Consider the following 17,072-nt stretch of genomic DNA (forward strand, 5'->3'; position numbering starts at 1 on the left):
CGCTCTTGAATGGAGCGTGTACGGATGGCGATGCTGATCTTGATGACCCCCACCGGCCAGACCACCCAGGTGCCGGTGTCGGAGCCCGGCATGACCATCGGCCGGGCCGAACACAACCACGTGGTGTTGGCGTCGCCGAGGGTCAGCCGATTTCACGCCAAGCTCAGCACCGAGGGGCCGCTGGTGATCCTGCGCGACCTGGGCAGCCGCAACGGCACCTTCGTGAACGGCAAGCGCATCGAGATGCAGGCGCTGGCCAACGGCGACAACATCGACATCGCCGGCTACTGGATGCGCTTCCTGGCCCCGGAGCAGGAGGTGATCGGCGACGAGAGCGTCCGTTTGATGAGCGCGCGCGGCGACCTGGTCTGAGATCGCCCCGGTCGCGCTCAGCGGGTGTGATGCACCGGCGCGGTCTCATACACCGGCGTCGGCAGGCCTTCCATGCGCGCCTTCAGCTGCAGCGCCAGGAACTGCGAGTAGTGGCGCGACTGGTGCAGGTTGCCGCCGTGGATCCACAGCTGCGGCACCTGCGTGGGCTTCCACATGTTGCGCAGCTCGCCTTCCCAGGGGCCGGGGTCCTTCGGCGTGTCGGATCCAAGGCCCCAGACCTTGCCGACCTTGTCGGCCATCCCGGGCGAGATCAGCTCGGCCAGCCAGCCGTTCATCGAGCCGTAGCCGGTGGCATAGACGATCAGGTCGGCCGGCAGCTCGCTGCCGTCGCTCAGGGTCACCGATTTCGGGTTGATGCGCTCGATGGTCACGCCGCTGCGGAGCTTGATGCTGCCGTTGGCGACCAGTTCCGAAGCTCCGACATCGATGTAGTAGCCCGAGCCGCGGCGCAGATACTTCATGAAGAGGCCGGAGCCGTCGACGCCGAAGTCGAGCAGGAAGCCGGCCTTCTCGAGCCGCCCATACAGGTCGGCGTCGCGCCGCTTCATCTCTTCATACGCCGGCACATGCATCGGCGCCATGATCCGGTAGGGCACGGAGGCGAAGATCAGGTCGGCCTTGTCGGTCGTGACGCCGGCCTTGAGCGCGGCCTCGGAGTAGAGCCCGCCGAGCGCCAGCTCCATCAGCGAATCGGAGGGCGCGATGTGGGTCGAGCTGCGCTGGATCATGGTCACGTCGGCGCCGTTCTCCCACAGCGCGGCGCAGATGTCGTGGGCCGAATTGTTGGAGCCCAGCACCACGCACTTCTTGCCGCGCCAGGCCTCGGGTCCGGGGTGCGCGCTCGAATGGTGCTGCTCGCCCTCGAAGGTCTCGGCGCCGGGAATCTTCGGCAGGATCGGAAAGCCCGAGACGCCGAGCGCGAACACCAGCTGCTTCGGCCGCAGCGCGATCTCGCGGCCGTCGCGCTCGACGACCACTTCCCATTCTTTCTTCGCCTCGTCGAAGCGGGCCTTCTTCGCGGTGGTCGAGCCCCAGTAGTTGAGCTCCATCACCTTGGTGTACATCTCGAGCCAGTCGCCGATCTTGTCCTTCGGCGCGAACACCGGCCAGTCGTCGGGGAACGGCAGGTAGGGCAGGTGGTCGTACCAGACCGGATCGTGCAGGCAGAGGCTCTTGTAGCGCTTGCGCCAGGAGTCGCCGGGGCGCGCGTTCTTCTCGACGATGATGGTCGGCACGCCGAGCCGCCGCAGCCGCGCGCCGAGCGCGATGCCGCCCTGCCCGCCGCCGACGATCAGCACGTAGGGCTGCTCGGCGAAGCCCAGCGTCTCGGCCTCCTGCTGGCGCCGTTCGAGCCAGGTCTTGCGCTGCGGGTTCGCCCCGTGCTCGGCGCCCTTGACGCGGCGCTCCCCCTTGTGCTCCTCGAAGCCCTTGAGCTCGGTCATGGTGGTGAGCAGCGTCCAGGCCTTGCCGTTGCGCAGCCGCAGGTGGCCGCGCCCGCGCGCCACCGCGGTCTCGAAGGTGAACCAGGCATCGACCACGCCGTCGGCCTCGGTGGCGTCGCCCTCGACCGCGAAGGCGGTCGGCCGGGTGTCGGCCAGCCGGGCTTCGAGCATCTTGCGGATCGCCTCGGGGCCCTCTTGCGTGCGGATGTTCCAGGTGAAGGCGACCAGGTCGCGCCAGTAGCTGTCGGCCTCGAACAGGGCCACCGCGGCGTCGATGTCGCGCCGCTCCAGCGCGGACTGGAAATCGGCCAGCCAGGCGCTGGCGGTCTGCGTCGGATGGGCGGACAGATCGGTCATCGTCGATGTCTCCTTCTTTCGCGGCCTGCGTGCGGGCCGGGGCGAGAACGCTACGCCCATCGTGGGCCGTCGTCAAACGCCGGGCGCTGTGCGATGCTCGCGCGTTTCGGCCCGCCGATCCTGAAAAGACAAGGAGTGTCCAGATGTTCGATGCCCTGCTACTGACCAAGGCCGACGATGGCAGCACCCGTGCCGCCGTGACCGCGATCGACGACGCCGCACTGCCGGAGGGCGAGGTGCTGGTCGACATCGCCTATTCCACCGTCAACTACAAGGATGCGCTGGCGATCACCGGCAGGTCGCCGGTGGTGCGCAAGTTCCCGATGGTGCCGGGGATCGATTTCGCGGGCACGGTCGCCGCGAGCAGCGATCCGCGCTACCAGGCCGGCGATGCGGTGCTGCTCAACGGCTGGGGTGTCGGCGAGGCGCACTGGGGCGGCCTGGCACAAAAGGCCCGCGTCCGGGCCGACTGGCTGGTGCCGATCCCGTCGGGCTTCGACGCCCGCCAGACGATGGCGATCGGCACCGCGGGCTACACCGCGATGCTGTGCGTCATGGCGCTGCAGGACCGCGGCGTGACGCCGGCCGCGGGCCCGGTGCTGGTCACCGGCGCCAACGGCGGCGTCGGCACGATCGCGATCGCCCTGCTGGCCCGGCTCGGCTTCGAGGTGCATGCCTCCACCGGCCGCACGGCGGAAGCCGCGCACCTGCAACACCTGGGCGCTCGCGAGATCATCAACCGGGCAACGCTCGGCGAGCCCGGCAAGCCGCTGCAGAAAGAGCGCTGGGCCGCGGCGGTCGACAGCGTCGGCAGCCACACGCTCGCCAACGTGTGTGCCAGCCTGCGCTACGGCGGCACGGTGGCCGCCTGCGGGCTGGCGCAGGGCATGGATTTCCCGGCCAGCGTGGCGCCCTTCATCCTGCGTGGCGTGACGCTCGCCGGGGTCGACAGCGTGCAGGCGCCGCAGGCCCGCCGGGTCGAGGCCTGGCGACGGCTCGAGGCCGAGCTGCCGCGCGACCTGCTCGACGCCAATACCCAGACCCTCGGCCTCGGCGCGGTGGCCGAAATGGCGCCGCGCCTGCTCGCGGGACAGGTGCGCGGCCGCGTGGTGGTCGACGTCAGGGCCTGAGGGCGCAGGTTGCAGGTTGTGTCGGCGCCGCGGCTGGCGCCTTGACATCGGCCGGCGCGGCCTGATCTCATGCAAGGCCGTGCATGACACCTTCCATCCCGCCGTCGCCCGCTGGTTCGACGCCACCTTCCCGGCCCCGACCGAGGCCCAGGCCGCCGCTTGGCCGGCGATCGCGGCCGGCCGCCACACGCTGATCGCGGCGCCGACCGGCTCCGGCAAGACGCTCACGGCCTTCCTTGCGGCGCTTGACGGCCTGGTGCGCCAGGGCCTGCAGCCCGGCGGCCTGCCCGACCAGACCACGGTGGTCTACGTGTCGCCGCTGAAGGCGCTGTCGAACGACATCGGCCTCAACCTGCAGGCGCCGTTGGCGGGCATCCGCGCCGAACTCGCCAAGCTCGGCCTGCCCGACGTCGAGATCCGCACCGCCGTGCGCACCGGCGACACGCCGGCCCGCGAGCGGCAGCAGGCGCTGCGCAAGCCGCCCCATGTGCTGGTCAGCACGCCCGAGTCGCTCTACGTGCTGCTCGGCTCGGTGTCGGGCCGCAGCATGCTGTCCGGCGTGCGCACCGTGATCGTCGACGAGATCCACGCCATCGTCGGCAGCAAGCGCGGCAGCCACCTGGCGCTGTCGCTCGAGCGGCTGCAGGCGCTGTGCCAAGCGCCGCTGACGCGCATCGGCGTCTCGGCGACGCAGAAGCCGATCGACGAGATCGCGCGCTTCCTGGTCGGAGCCGGCGCGGTGGTCGACGGTGTCGCCGACTGCGCGATCGTCGACATCGGCTATGCCAAGCAGCGCGACCTGGCGCTCGAACTGCCGCCGACGCCGCTCGAGGCCGTGATGTCGAACGCCCAGTGGGAGCAGGTCTATGCGCGCATCGCCGCCCTGGTTCATGCGCACCGCACCACGCTGCTGTTCGTCAACACGCGCCGGATGGCCGAGCGGGCGGCGCGCCACCTGGGCGAGATCCTCGGCAAGGAGGTGGTCGCGGCGCACCACGGCAGCCTCGCGAAAGAGACCCGCCTCGATGCCGAACAGCGCCTGAAACGCGGCCAGCTGAAGGTGCTGGTGGCCACGGCCTCGCTCGAGCTGGGGCTCGACATTGGCGAGGTCGACCTGGTCTGCCAGCTCGGCTCGCCGCGCTCGATCGCCACCTTCCTGCAGCGCGCCGGCCGCTCCGGCCATGCGGTGGGCGGCGTGCCGAAGGCGCGGCTGTTCCCGCAGTCGCGCGACGAGCTGGTCGAGTGCGCGGCGCTGCTCGACTGCGTGCGCCGCGGCGAACTCGACGCGCTGCATGTGCTGCCGGCGCCGCTCGACGTGCTGGCGCAGCAGATCGTGGCCGAGACCGCCTCGCGCGAATGCGAGGAAGACGAACTGTTCGCGCTCATGCGCCGCGCCTGGCCCTACGCTGACCTGAAACGCGAGGATTTCGCGGCGGTGGTGCGGATGCTGTCGGAAGGTTTTTCCACCCGCCAGGGCGCGCGCGGCAGCTACGTGCATCGCGATGCGGTGCACCACCTGCTGCGCGAGCGCCGGGGTGCGCGCATGACCGCGCTGACCTCGGGCGGCACCATTCCCGAGACCGGCGACTACACGGTGGTGCTCGAGCCGCAGGCGCACAAGATCGGCAGCGTCAACGAGGATTTCGCGGTCGAGAGCCTGGCCGGCGACGTCTTCCAGCTCGGCAACGCCAGCTACCGCATCCTGAAGATCGAGCCTGGCCGGGTGCGGGTCGAGGATGCCCACGGCGCGGCGCCGAACATCCCCTTCTGGCTCGGCGAGGCCCCCGGGCGCAGCGACGAGCTGTCGTTCGGCGTTGCGCGCCTGCGCGCCGGGATCGAGGCGGCGTTGGCCGCCCGGGGCGTCGAGGGTGCGACCGAATGGCTCGCCGGCGCGGTCGGCCTCGAAGCCGAAGCGGCGCGCCAGATCGTCGAGCACCTGGCCCGAACGCTGCGCGTGCTCGGCGCGCTGCCGACCCAGCAGCGCATCGTGATGGAGCGCTTCTTCGATGCCTCGGGCGGCATGCAGCTGGTGATCCATTCGGCCTTCGGCAGCCGGCTCAACCGGGCGTGGGGGCTGGCGCTGCGCAAGCGCTTCTGCCGCCAGTTCAATTTCGAGCTCCAGGCCGCCGCGACCGAGGATGCGATCGTGCTGTCGCTGTCGACCAGCCACAGCTTCGCGCTCGACGAAGTCGCGCGCTACCTGCACTCGGCCTCGGCGCTCGACGTGCTGGTGCAGGCGCTGCTCGATGCGCCGCTGTTCGGCGTGCGCTGGCGCTGGAACGCCACCACGGCGCTGGCGCTGCCGCGCTTCATGGGCGGGCGCAAGGTGGCGCCGCAGCTGCAGCGGATGAAGTCCGAAGATCTGCTGGCCGCGGTCTTCCCGGACCAGGTCGCCTGCGCCGAGAACCTGGCCGGCGCGCGCGAGATCCCCGACCATCCGCTGGTCGCGCAGACGCTGCAGGACTGCCTGTACGAGGCCATGGATGCCGCGGGCTGGCTGCGGCTGCTCGCGAAGCTGGAGTCCGGCGAAGTCGAGGTGCTGGCGCGCGATGTGCCGGCGCCGTCGGCGCTCGCGGCCGAGGCGCTGAATGCCCGACCCTATGCTTTTCTCGACGACGCGCCGCTCGAGGAGCGCCGCACCCAGGCGGTACAGAACCGCCGCTATGTCGATCCGGAAAGCGCCGACGACTTGGGCCAGCTCGACAGCGAGGCGATCGAGGCCGTGCGCCAGGAAGCCTGGCCGCGGGCGCGCAGCGCCGACGAGATGCACGAGGCGCTTCATGGGCTCGGCGTGGTCAGCGACGCCGAGGCCTTGGCCAACGCAGGCTGGCAGGACTGGCTGCAGGCGCTGGCGAGTGACCGGCGGGCGACGCGGCTGGCGGTCGCCACGGCGCCGGGCCGCGGCCTGTGGGTCGCGGCCGAGCGATGGGCGCAGGTCCGCTCGCTCTACCCCGGGGCCGCGATGGCGCCCGAGATCGAGCCCCCGTCCGATGCGGCGCCGCCGGCCGATGCCGACGACGCCCTGCGCGAACTGCTGCGCTCGCGGCTCGGTGGCCTCGGGCCGGTGTCGGCGCCTGCGCTGGCCGCGTCGCTCGGGCTGCCGGGGGCCGATGTCGATGCCGCCCTGGGGGCCTTGCAGGCCGAAGGCTCGGTGCTGCAGGGCCGCTTCACGCCCGGCACGCCGGCGCTCGAATGGTGCGAGCGTCATCTGCTGGCCCGCATTCACCGCTACACGCTGAAGCGGCTGCGGCAGGAGATCGAGCCGGTCGAGCCGCGCGACTTCGCGCGCTTCCTGTTCGAGTGGCAGCGTGTCGCTGCCGCCAGCCGGGTCAGCGGCCCCGAGGCGCTGGCCGGCATCCTGGCGCAGCTCGAAGGCTACGAAGCGCCGGCCGGACTCTGGGAGGCCGAGCTGCTGCCGGCGCGGGTCAAGGACTACGCCCCGGCCTGGCTCGACGAACTCTGCACCGCGGGCCGCACGCTGTGGACGCGGCTGCGGCCGGTGGCCATCGAAGGCCGGCCGGGCGGTGGCAGCCCCTCGTTGCGCTCGGCGCCGATCCTGCTGCTGCCGCGCCGCAGCGCCGCGCTCTGGAACGGCCTGGCGCCGGTGCCCGGGAACGACGACGGCCTGGGCTCGCGGGCCCGGCGGGTGGCGGCGTTCCTGGCCGAGCATGGCGCTTCCTTCTTCGACGAAATGGTCCAGGGCACGCACCTCCTTGGCACCGAACTCGAGGATGCGCTGAGCGAACTGGTGATGCGCGGCCGGGTGCATTGCGACAGCTACGCGGGTCTTCGCGCATTGCTGATCCCGCCGTCCAAACGCTCGACTTCGACGCATGGGCGGCGGCATCGCCGCACGGCGCTGTTCGGGATCGAGGATGCGGGGCGCTGGTCGCTGGTCCGCGCGCGTGTGCCGGTGGCGGCGGCCGATCCGCCCGCGCGCGTGGGCAGCGATGCCGTCGAGCAGGTCGCGCGGGTCCTGCTGCGCCGCTACGGCGTGGTCTGCTGGCGCCTGCTCGAGCGCGAGGCCGCCTGGCTGCCGCCGTGGCGCGACCTGGTGCGCGCCTACCGCCGGCTCGAGGCGCGCGGCGAGATCCGTGGCGGCCGCTTCATCGCCGGCGTGGCGGGCGAACAATTCGCCTTGCCCGAAGCCATCGGCCTGCTGCGCGAAACGCGGCGCCGGCCGCTCGATGGCGCCCTCGTCCGCCTGGCAGCCGCCGACCCCGCGAACCTGCTCGGCACCATCATGCCGGGCCCGAAGGCCGCGCGCGTGGCGGGTTCGCGGGTGCTGTATCGCGACGGCGTGCCGATCGCCAGCCTGGTGGCCGGCCAGGTCGAACTGCTGCAGGCGCTGGCGCCGTCGCTGGCGCAGGCCGCGCATCGGGCGTTGATGTCGGAGGCGCCTTCGCGGGTGGCGGAGCTGGTGTCGCAAGCGTCGGGCTAGGCCTTCGCTAGACTGGCGTGATGGACATCGACCCGCTCGACCATCGCCTGATCGCCTTGCTGCGGCAGGACGCCCGCCTGCCGGCGGCCGTGCTGGCGCAGAAGCTCGGCGTCTCGCGCGGCACGGTCGCCAATCGGCTGCGCAAGCTGGAGGATGGCGGCGTCATCGTCGGCTATGCAGTGCAGCTGCGGCCGGAGGCGCGCTCGGACGAGATCCGCGCCTGGATGGGCATCCTGGTCGAAGGCAACCAGACCCGCACGGTGATCGCCAGCCTGCTCGGCGAGCCCGGCGTCGCCGCGCTGCACGACACCAACGGCCGCTGGGACCTGCTGGCCGAGCTGCGCGCCGCCTCGATGGCCGAGCTGTCGCAGGTGCTGGAGCGGATCCGGCTGCTCAAGGGGATTCGCAGCACGGAGACCAGCATTCATCTGGCGACCTATCGGTAGGGCGTGTTCACCCTATTTCCAGGGATCGCGTTGCCCGGCCAAGGGGCCGTCTGCGGCGTTGCCCGCGCTTGCAAGGCCAAAGCCTTGCTGCGCGCGGGCGCCTTGCATCCAGCCCCTTGGCCGGGCAACCCGAAGGGAAGGCATGCCAAGGCGTGCCACTCCGCGTTGCACTCCTTGCATGTGCCAACGCACATGCGGCGTCGTGCGCCTTGATTGGCCCGCCTTGGCATGCCTTCGCGACCCTGGAAATAGGGTGAACACGCCCTCGGCCGCAAGCGCGTCTGGCGGCGGTTCACTATCATGGCCGTCCGCCCCGAATCCGGAGTCTTTCGATGAGCATCCCCACCACCCGCCTCGGCCGCACCGGCCTCACCGTGTCGCGCCTCGCGCTCGGCACCATGACCTTCGGCCTGCAGACCGACGAGGCGGTGTCGCACCAGATCCTCGACCGCGCCGCCGAGGGCGGCATCAACTTCCTCGACACCGCGGATGTCTATCCGCTCGGCGGCACCGTCGACACCGCGGGCCGCACCGAGGAGATCATCGGCCGCTGGCTGCGCGCCAAGGGCGCGAGCCGGCGTCATGATTTCATCATCGCGACCAAGGCGGCGAACAAGGTCGGCCCCCACAGCTGGGACCAGGGCAATTCGCGCAAGCATCTGCTCGACGCCATCGATGCCTCGCTGAAGCGCCTGCAGACCGACCATGTCGATCTCTACCAGCTGCACCACGACGACCGCGAGACGCCGCTCGACGAAAGCCTGGAGGCACTCGACGTGATCGTCCGCTCGGGCCGCGCGCGCTACATCGGCGTCTCGAATTTCCTGGCCTACCGACTGGCCCGCGCGATCGGCCGGGCCGAGCTGCGCCGGCTCACCCAGCTGGTGTGCGTGCAGCCGCGCTACAGCCTCCTGTTCCGCGAGATCGAGCGCGAGCTGCTGCCGCTGGCCGGCGAGGAAGGCCTGGGCGTGATCCCGTACAACCCGCTTGCGGGCGGCCTCCTGACCGGCAAGTACAAGTCCGAGGCCAAGCCGGAGGCGAACACGCGCTTCACGCTCGGTACGGCCGGCGGCATGTACCAGGACCGCTACTGGAACGAGCGCAGCTTCGGCACCGTCGCCGAGCTGCACCGGCTGGCCGATGAAGCGGGCGTGCCGCTCTCGACCTTGGCGGTGGCCTGGGTGATGGCCAATCCGCTGGTCACCGCGCCGCTGCTCGGTGCCAGCCGGCCCGATCAGCTCGATGCGACGCTGGCCGCGGCCGACTACAAGCTCGACGCCGGGCTCAAGCAACGGCTGGACGAGCTCACCGCCGAGTACCGCAAGGGCGACGCCCCGCGCTGAGCGAAGCGAAGCGTCAAGCGGCGGGCTTGACCTTCTCGATCTCGGCCACGGCCGCGTCGGCCTTGCGTCGCGCATAGCGCTGGGCGAGCACCGCGCAGACCATCAGCTGCATCTGGTGGAACAGCATCAGCGGCAGCACGATCGCGCCGACCGCGTGCGAGGCGAACAGCACCTTGGCCATCGGGATGCCGCTGGCCAGGCTCTTCTTGGAGCCGCAGAACACGATCGTGATCTCGTCGGCCTTGTCGAAGCCCAGCGCGCGGCTGGCCCAGGTCGTGACGAACAGCGCCAGCGCCAGCAGCACCGCGCAGACCACCAGCAGGCCGGCCAGCGCCGACATCGGCACCTGCTTCCACAGCCCCTCGATCACGGCCGCGCTGAAGGCGGTGTAGACCACCAGCAGGATCGAGCCGCGGTCGACCAGCGTCAGCACCGAGGCGCGGCGCTTGATCCAGCCGCCGATCCAGGGCCGCAGCAGATGGCCGGCGACGAAGGGCACCATCAGCTGCAGCAGGATGCGGCCGATGGCATCGAACGAAGCGCTGGCAGCGCCGTTCGGCACCACGATCAGGTTGACCAGCAGCGGCGTGATGAAGACGCCGAGCATCGTCGAGGCCGAGGCGCTGCAGATTGCGGCCGGCATGTTGCCGCGCGCCATCGAGGTGAAGGCGATCGCCGACTGGACGGTGGCCGGCAGCACGCACAAGAAGAGCACGCCGGTGTACAGCTCGGGCGTGACCAGCGGCGTCAGCACCGGCTTGAGCGCCAGCCCGAGCAGCGGGAACATGACGAAAGTGGCGCCGAACACCAGCAGGTGCAGCCGCCAGTGCGTGATGCCGCCCATCACGGCCTCGCGCGACAGCTTGGCGCCGTGCAGGAAGAACAGCAGGCCGATCGCGACCGTGGTCAGGCGCTCGAAGAAATGCGCCGTGGCGCCGCTCGCCGGCCACAGGCTGGCCAGCGTGACGGTGGCGACCAGGGCCAGCGTGAAGTTGTCGGGGAGGTAGCGTGAACGTGCCATGGCCCCGATTGGACCGCGCCTGCATTCAAAAGAGAAATGGATTTATCGGATAGATATATGATTTGACTGCATGAATGTGAGCCTGCGTCAGCTGCGAGTCTTCCGTGCCATCGCCGACGGCCGCAACTTCAGCCGCGCCGGCGACCAGGTCGGGCTGTCGCAGCCCGCGGTCAGCCGCTCGATCCATGAACTCGAGTCGCAGCTCGGCCTGAAGCTGCTCGACCGCACGACGCGCGAGGTGGTGCTCACCGAGGCCGGCCAGTCGCTCGCGCTGCGCCTGGCGCGCGTGCTCGACGAACTCGACCAGGCACTGGCCGAAGTCCACGGCATGGCCGGCGCGCGGCGCGGCAAGGTTCGCGTGGCCAGCAGCCCGACCCTGTCGGCCAACCTGATGCCGGCCTGCATCGCCGAATGCGCGCGGCGCGAGCCCGAGATCGAGTTCGTGCTGCTCGACCGCATCCAGCAGGACGTGCTGGACAGCGTGCGCGCCGGCGAGGTCGATTTCGGCGTGGTGGTCGAGCCGCCCGACACCGACGACCTGCATGGCGAGCCGATCCTCGACGATCCGTTCTGCCTGGTGCTGCCGCCGGGCCACCGGCTGGCGGCGCAGCGCACGCTGCGCTGGTCGGCGCTCGACGGCGAGGCGCTGGTGCTGCTCGACCATGCCTCGGGCAGCCGGCGCCTGATCGACGAGGCGCTGGCCCGGCATGGCGTGCGCTGCGAAATCCGCCAGCAGGTCGGGCATCCGACCACCGCCTTCCGCATGGTCGAGCAGGGCATCGGCATCAGCGTGATGCCGGCGCTGGCTGCCCCGCCGACCGGGCTCGCGGTGCTGGTCATGCGGCCGCTGCTGCCGCGGGTGCAGCGCTCGATCATGCTGGTGCATCGGCGCAATAGGGCGCCGTCGCCGCTGGCGCAACGGGTGTGGGGGCTGATCCGGGAGGTGGCCGACGACATGCGCAGCCGAGGCGCTTGACCCCTCCGCCGCAGGTCTTCAGGTCTTGCTGGCCCGTCCCAGCTTGCGCCGGCTGGCCTGGGTGATCGCCTTCATCAGGTGCTGCACGAAGGCCTGCACCGGCGCCGTCAGGGTGCGGCCTTCGAGCGAGAGCAGTTGCAGCCGGCGCTGCTGCATCGGCGCATCGGCGAAGGGACGCGCCACGACCAGGCCCTCGTTGATCAGGTGCATCACGGTCAGGTGGCCCGACAGCAGCACGTCGGGCGTGCGCAGCAGCGGCAGTTGTGCCGACGAGAAATTGCTGACGAACACCGGCCGGTATTGCACGCCCAGGACGCTGCAGGCCTGGTCGAAGAGCTGGCGCGTGGTCACGCCCTTGCTGCCCACGATCAGCGGATAGCGCACCACCTCGGCTACTTGCAGCATGCGCTGCCGCGCCAGCGGATGGTCGGGCCGCAGCACCGCGTGCACCGGCGCCGGTGCGGCATGCTCGATCTTCAGGCCGGGCTCGGGCGCGACGACGTACTTGAGCACGATGTCGGTCTCGCCGCGCGCCAGCAGCAGGCTCACTTCATCGGGCGAGCCGACGTGAAGCTCGATCTGGCTGCCTGGGTTGGCATCCCGGAATTCGCCCACCACGGCCGGCATGAAGTGGGACGCGAAACCCTCGGTGCAGGCGATGCGAACGCGGCCGGCCTGCTGACCGCCCAGATCGCGCACCTGCTCGATCACCTGCTCGGCGTCGAGCACGGCGTTGCGCAGGTGCGCCGACAGCCGCAGGCCCGCGGCAGTGAGCGTCATGCCGCGGGCGCTGCGCTCGAACAGCGCGGTGCCCAGGCTGTCCTCGAGCTTGGCGATCTGGCGGCTGACCGCGGACGCGGCGACGAACAGCCGCGCCGCGGCCTGGTTGACCGAGCCGCTGCGGGCCACTTCGAGGAAGTGGCGCATCGGGATGCTGAGGAGTGTGGGTGTCATGGGAAAGCCCGCGAGTCGCGTACGTATTGCCTCAAAGGCAATGGGAGTGTGCCAAAACGATGATGGAAGCAAAGCCTTTCAGGCCTTGTACTTGCAGCATTCCCACGAAACGCAAGCACCATGACACGCACCGACGCCCTCGCCTCCGCGGCCGCCTACTTCGACGACGGCGGATTCTTCGCCGATCTGCAGCGGCGCATCGCCTTTCGCACCGAGAGCGACACCGGAACCGCCACGCCGGCGCTCGAGGCCTACCTGCGCAGTGAACTGGTGCCGCCGCTCGAAGCGCTCGGCTTCGGTTGCGAGTTGATCGCCAATCCGGTGGCCGGCGGCGGTCCGTTCCTGATCGCCCGCCGGATCGAGGGCGCCGAACTGCCCACGGTGCTGAGCTACGGCCACGGCGACGTCGTGAGCGGACAGGACGCGCACTGGGCCGAGGGGCTGTCACCCTGGTCGCTGACCGTTCGCGGCGAGCGCTGGTATGGCCGCGGCACGGCCGACAACAAGGGCCAGCACACGGTCAATCTCGGCGGGCTCGCCGCCGTGCTGCGGGCCCGCGGCGGGCGGCTGGGCTACAACGTGACCTGGCTGATCGAGATGGGCGAGGAAGCCGCCTCGCCCGGCCTGCAGGCGGTCTGCGAGCAGCAGCGCGAGAAACTGCGCGCCGACCTGCTGATCGCCTGCGATGGTCCGCGCGTGAGCGCGACCCGGCCGACGCTGTTCCTCGGCTCGCGCGGCGCGGTCAACTTCAGCCTGCGTCTGCGCGCCCGGCCGCGCGGCTACCACTCGGGCAACTGGGGCGGCGTGCTCGCCAATCCGGCGACCGTGCTGAGCCATGCCGTGGCCTCGCTCGCCGACGCGCGCGGCCGCATCCTGGTCGAGGCGCTGCGGCCGCCGCCGATCCCGGCCCCGGTGCGCGCGGCGCTGGCCGACATCGCCATCGGCGGCGGCGCCGAGGACCCGGCCCTCGATGCCGGCTGGGGCGAGCCGGGGCTGAGTCCGGCCGAGCGCCTGATGGCCTGGAACACGATCGAGGTCCTGGCGTTCGGCGCCGGCTCGGCCGAGCGGCCGGTCAACGCGATCCCTGGCCAGGCGGTGGCGCACTGCCAGTTGCGCTTCGTGGTCGGCACGCCCTGGCAGGCGCTCGCGCAGATCGTGCGGGCGCACCTGGATGCGCGCGGCTTCGAGCAGGTCGAGGTCGAGGTCACGCTGGCCGGCGCCGCGACCCGGCTCGATGTCGAGAACCCGTGGGTCGACTGGGCCCAGCGCTCGATCGCCCACAGCTGCGGCCAGCGCGCCGACCTGCTGCCGAACCTCGCGGGCTCGCTGCCGAACGATGTGTTCGCCGGCCAGCTGGGCCTGCCGACCTTGTGGGTGCCGCATTCGTACCCGGCCTGCGCGCAGCACGCGCCCAACGAGCACCTGCTGGCGCCGCTGGTTCGCGAGGGACTTCAGCTCATGGCCGGCCTGTACTGGGACCTCGGCGCGGAGGGCCAGGCACCCTGGCAGGCCGGCGCGCTGTCTTCGACTTCCCTTCCTTCACTTTGACCCTTCGATCACCAATGACCTCCACCCTCTCCCGCCGCGGCCTGTCCGCGCTCGCCTTCGCCGCCGCCGCCACCCTCGCCCTGCCCGGCTGGTCTCAGGATGCCTGGCCGGCCAAGCCCGTGAAACTGGTGGTTCCCTTCCCGCCCGGCGGCGGCACCGACCTGGTGGCGCGGGCCATGGGCCAGAAGCTCGCGGAGCGGCTCAAGCAGCCGGTGGTGATCGACAACAAGCCCGGCGCCTCGACCATCATCGGCACCGATGCGGTGGCCAAGGCGGTGCCCGACGGCTACACGCTGCTGCTGTCGGGCTCGACCAGCTACAGCGTCAACCCGGCACTGCGCGCGAAGCTGCCCTACGACCCGGTGCGCGACCTGGCACCGATCGCGATCGTGGCGCGCACGCCGCTGGTGCTGGTGGTCAACGGCAGCGCGCCGTGGCACTCCGTGGCCGAGTTGGTCGCCGCAGCCAAGGCCAGTCCCAAGGGCATCCGCTATGCGACCTTCGGCAGCGGTTCGGGCCCGCACCTGGCCGGCGAGCTGCTCGCGCTGGCGGCCGGTGTGCAACTGCAGGACGTGCCGTACAAGGGCAGCAGCCAGGGCGCCATCGCGCTCATTGGCGGCGAGATCGAAATGGGCATCGACACCGTGGCGTCGGTCGCGCCGCATGTGCGCTCCGGCAAGCTGCGGGCGCTCGGCATCGTGGGCGCCACGCGCTCGAGCCTGCTGCCGGAGGTGCCGACCCTGGCCGAGCTGAAGCTGCCCGAAGCCACCTTCGACGCCTGGTACGGTTTTGCCGCGCCGGCCCGCACACCGCAGCCCGTGATCGACAAGCTGGTGCGCGATGTCAGCGCGACGATGGCCGATCCCGCCGTGCAGGCCCAGTTGCGCGCGCAGGGCATGGAGCCGGTGGTGATCGGCGCGGCGGCCTTCCGCAGCCAGATGGAAAACGAGATCTCGCGCTACCGGGCGCTGGCGCACCGCGCCGGGATCGCGCCGGAATAAGGCGGCTGCCTCAACGGGCCGCGGCGTGATCCTGCGGCTTTTCCTCGCGCCCACCCGGGTGGCGCGCGAATCGGGCCGGATCGCGCCCGTGCACCGGCGCCTGGTCCGGCCACGGCCAGCCGCCGAACTGGGTGCGGCGGTAGTCGGCCATGGTCTGCGCGATCTCGGCCTGCGTGTTCATCACGAAGGGGCCGTACTGCGCCACCGGCTCACCGATCGGGCGGCCCTGCAGCAGCAGGAATTCGCCGACCTCGTCGCCGTTGACCAGCTCGACCGCGGCGTCGGCGCGCAACTCGATGGCGGCGCTGCCGTCGACCGCCTGGCCGGCGACCGTCACCGAACGGCCCTTGAAGAAATACAGGCTGCGCCGCGTGCCTTCGCCCGCGGCCGCCGGCAGCGTCCAGCGCGCTTGGGGCTCCATGCGGAGGGTCCAGATCGCCACGTCGGCATCGGGTCGGGCGGCCCAGGAATCCGGCGGCGGCGCCAGCGGGCCGCCGGCGCCCGGCTCGCCGTCGATCGGCGCGATCCGGCCCGCGATGCTCGCGACCTCGGTCTTGCGGCCTGCGGCGTCGGTGGCGGTGAAGCTCGGAATGTCTTCGGCCCAGAACATCGTGAAGTGCGGCTCGGCCATCTTGCTGCGCGCCGGCAGGTTCAACCAGATCTGGAACAGCTCGAGCGGGTTGGCGGCGTCGGCCTTCAGCAGCGGGAACATCTCCGAATGCACGATGCCCTTGCCGGCCGTCAGCCACTGGACATCGCCGCCGCCGAAGCGCGCGGTCGCGCCCAGTGAATCCGAATGATCGACCAGGCCCTTGCGCACGATGGTCACGGTCTCGAAGCCGCGGTGCGGGTGCCCCGGGAAGCCGGGCACGGGATGGCCGTGGTACATGCTCCAGCCATCCTTGCGGCTGAAGTCCTGGCCCAGGTCGCGGCCGGCCAGCGGCGCGTCCGGGCCCATCTGCGGGTTGGCCCGCGGGTAGGCGTCGTCGTGATAGGCGCAGAACAGGAACGGGTCGATCGTCGCCCAGGGGAAGCCGAGGGCCTTGATCTGGACGATGGGGTTGGCGGCGGTGGTCATGGTGGTGCTTTCGTGGGGCTGGCGATGGGGCGTGTCCACGGCAGATGGGGCCAGGGCCGGGCCGTGAAAAGCCCCGGCCATGGAACGCAGTGGCACGGCGGGTGGAACGCCGCCCCGGCGGCCGTGCTCAGTGATGATGTCCGTGTTCGCCGTGGACGTGGCGGTGGGCGATCTCTTCCTCGGTCGCGGCGCGCACCCCGGTCACGGTCACGCTGAACTTCAGCGCCTTGCCGGCGAGCGGGTGGTTGCCGTCGAGGATCACCTGGGGGCCCTTGATCTTCATGACGGTGAAGTGTTGCGGCTCGCCCCGGTCATTGCGCCCTTCCAGCTGGCCGCCGACCTTGACGCCGGGCGGGAACTCGCTCTTGGGAATGGTGCGCATCAGCGACTCGTCGCGGGCGCCGAAGGCGTCCTCGGGCTGCAGGTTCAGCGTGGTCTGGAAGCCGACCTCCTGGCCGTCGAGCGCCGCCTCGATCTTGGGGAAGGTGTTCTCGTAGCCGCCATGCAAATAGACCATCGGGTCGCGGCCCTCGTCAATGAGCTTGTGGGTGACGGCATCGCTCACCTTGTAGCGGAGGGTGACGGCGGTGTTGGCGGTGACTTTCATGGTGTCTTGCATTTGAGTTGGGTCCCGGCAAGGCCGGTCCGGGGTCGCAAGTCTACGGGCGCGAAGCGCGCGGACGCGTCCCCTGCGGTGGATACCCGTCCGCCTGCCTGACCCATCGACGACCGTCTTTCGCCCGCCACGGCGCGTCCTGCGCAATGGGCGGATTGCAAACTTATTTCTCACTAATCGGACTCTCGCGTAGCCCAAAGTAGTTACAAGGCAGCACTAAATCTCTAACAATATGTATCTTTAGTTAACATTTCTCGAGACTTCCAATGAATTGTGTCCACCGCGTCGTCTTCAACCGCAGCAAGGGCGTGTGCCAGGCCGTGTCC

At 70.7% G+C, this 17,072-nt stretch carries 13 protein-coding genes; 8 read left to right on the plus strand and 5 right to left on the minus strand.

What is annotated here, in order from left to right; translation table 11 throughout:
- The first annotated feature begins 24 nt into the window (after positions 1-24).
- Entirely contained in the window at positions 25-372 is a 348-nt protein-coding gene (locus tag QTI68_RS03425) for an FHA domain-containing protein (protein ID WP_286519677.1), read from the plus strand.
- A 17-nt stretch (positions 373-389) separates the two neighbouring features.
- Here the strand turns inward: QTI68_RS03425 and QTI68_RS03430 are convergent, their stop codons facing one another.
- Positions 390-2,192, minus strand: a complete 1,803-nt coding sequence (locus QTI68_RS03430; protein WP_286519678.1) for an NAD(P)/FAD-dependent oxidoreductase — start codon at positions 2,190-2,192, stop codon at positions 390-392.
- A 143-nt stretch (positions 2,193-2,335) separates the two neighbouring features.
- On the opposite strand from QTI68_RS03430, the gene acuI reads away from it, so the two are divergent.
- The 4 genes from acuI (at position 2,336) to QTI68_RS03450 (ending at position 9,552) form a co-directional block, all read left to right on the plus strand.
- Positions 2,336-3,322 (plus strand): acrylyl-CoA reductase (NADPH), encoded by a 987-nt coding sequence (acuI, locus tag QTI68_RS03435; RefSeq protein ID WP_286519679.1) that lies wholly within the window; start codon positions 2,336-2,338, stop codon positions 3,320-3,322.
- Positions 3,323-3,401: 79 nt separating this feature from the next.
- Entirely contained in the window at positions 3,402-7,763 is a 4,362-nt protein-coding gene (locus QTI68_RS03440; RefSeq protein WP_286519680.1) for a DEAD/DEAH box helicase, read from the plus strand.
- Positions 7,764-7,783: 20 nt separating this feature from the next.
- Positions 7,784-8,209, plus strand: a complete 426-nt coding sequence (locus tag QTI68_RS03445) for an Lrp/AsnC family transcriptional regulator (RefSeq protein WP_436411529.1) — start codon at positions 7,784-7,786, stop codon at positions 8,207-8,209.
- Between the two features lie 332 nt (positions 8,210-8,541).
- Positions 8,542-9,552, plus strand: coding sequence for an aldo/keto reductase (locus QTI68_RS03450; protein WP_286519681.1), 1,011 nt, complete (start codon positions 8,542-8,544; stop codon positions 9,550-9,552).
- Positions 9,553-9,565: 13 nt separating this feature from the next.
- Here the strand turns inward: QTI68_RS03450 and QTI68_RS03455 are convergent, their stop codons facing one another.
- Positions 9,566-10,573, minus strand: a complete 1,008-nt coding sequence (locus QTI68_RS03455; protein ID WP_286519682.1) for a bile acid:sodium symporter family protein — start codon at positions 10,571-10,573, stop codon at positions 9,566-9,568.
- A 70-nt stretch (positions 10,574-10,643) separates the two neighbouring features.
- On the opposite strand from QTI68_RS03455, the gene QTI68_RS03460 reads away from it, so the two are divergent.
- Positions 10,644-11,549, plus strand: a complete 906-nt coding sequence (locus QTI68_RS03460) for a LysR family transcriptional regulator (RefSeq protein ID WP_286519683.1) — start codon at positions 10,644-10,646, stop codon at positions 11,547-11,549.
- Between the two features lie 18 nt (positions 11,550-11,567).
- Here QTI68_RS03460 and QTI68_RS03465 read toward each other — a convergent pair whose 3' ends face one another.
- Positions 11,568-12,503, minus strand: coding sequence for a LysR family transcriptional regulator (locus tag QTI68_RS03465; RefSeq protein ID WP_286519684.1), 936 nt, complete (start codon positions 12,501-12,503; stop codon positions 11,568-11,570).
- A gap of 120 nt (positions 12,504-12,623) precedes the next feature.
- Between QTI68_RS03465 and QTI68_RS03470 the strand changes: the two genes are divergently transcribed.
- Positions 12,624-14,051: a M20 family metallopeptidase gene (locus tag QTI68_RS03470; protein WP_286519685.1), complete on the plus strand. Its 1,428-nt coding sequence runs from the start codon at positions 12,624-12,626 to the stop codon at positions 14,049-14,051.
- Between the two features lie 14 nt (positions 14,052-14,065).
- Positions 14,066-15,052, plus strand: a complete 987-nt coding sequence (locus QTI68_RS03475) for a Bug family tripartite tricarboxylate transporter substrate binding protein (protein WP_286519686.1) — start codon at positions 14,066-14,068, stop codon at positions 15,050-15,052.
- 10 nt (positions 15,053-15,062) lie between these two features.
- On the opposite strand, the gene QTI68_RS03480 is transcribed toward QTI68_RS03475, so the two are convergent.
- Positions 15,063-16,130 (minus strand): pirin family protein, encoded by a 1,068-nt coding sequence (locus QTI68_RS03480; RefSeq protein ID WP_286519687.1) that lies wholly within the window; start codon positions 16,128-16,130, stop codon positions 15,063-15,065.
- Positions 16,131-16,257: 127 nt separating this feature from the next.
- On the minus strand, positions 16,258-16,737 hold the full coding sequence (locus QTI68_RS03485; RefSeq protein WP_286519689.1) for an FKBP-type peptidyl-prolyl cis-trans isomerase: 480 nt from the start codon (positions 16,735-16,737) through the stop codon (positions 16,258-16,260).
- Positions 16,738-17,072: the final 335 nt, after the last annotated feature.

The sequence above is a fragment of the Variovorax sp. J31P207 genome (assembly GCF_030316965.1).
Classification (GTDB): domain Bacteria; phylum Pseudomonadota; class Gammaproteobacteria; order Burkholderiales; family Burkholderiaceae_C; genus Variovorax; species Variovorax ginsengisoli_B.